The 697-nt window shown below is 60.1% G+C and carries 1 protein-coding gene; it reads left to right on the forward strand.

What is annotated here, in order from left to right; all coding sequences use genetic code 11:
- Positions 1-697 (forward strand): ATP-binding cassette domain-containing protein (locus DW024_RS09935; RefSeq protein WP_118377610.1); only part of this gene is annotated, 697 nt, incomplete at both ends.

Raw genomic sequence — 697 nt, forward strand, 5'->3', positions numbered from 1 at the left:
AAAAGCACCATGGGCTCGAGCTTCTGGACGCGAGCGTGGGATACGGAAGCACGACGATACTTTCAATCGGGTCGCTTTTCCTGAGCCCGGGAACGGCGGCGGGCCTCGTTGCTCCCAACGGCTCGGGGAAAACCACCCTTCTTGAAGCGCTGTCGGGCCAATTTCCCGCCCGCATCCGCTCGGGAAGCCTGGCGGCAGACGGAATCTGCCAACGTCGATCAGCCGAATTTGCAGAACTCGTCTACCTGAGCTCTTCGGGCAGCGCGGATCTCTACCCCACGCTATCGGCCATCGAGCACCTTGCTTTCGTTAGGGAGGCGTGGAAATCGGCCGCCGACATCGACTCGCTCTGCGACTCCCTCGGAATCTCCCCATATCTCGACAAGCCGACCCGTAAACTCTCGACAGGAATGAAGCAGCAGGTAAAGCTTGCCATGGCGATAGCGACCGATTGCCCGTACCTCATCCTCGATGAACCGCTGAACGGCCTCGATCCGGGAAAGCGGAAAACCTCCTGCGACGCGATGCGCAGCGAGGTGGCGCGGGGACGAAGCGTGCTCATTTCAAGCCATCTGCTCGACGACCTGGCAGACCTCACCGACTCGTTCTACTTCATCGAGGCCGGCACGCTCGTGGAAAAGATCAAGTCGTCCTCGCAGACGCTCAAGCAGGAATACCTCGATACATACGAGGGAGG

This window comes from Collinsella sp. AF37-9, assembly GCF_003475115.1.
GTDB lineage: Bacteria > Actinomycetota > Coriobacteriia > Coriobacteriales > Coriobacteriaceae > Collinsella.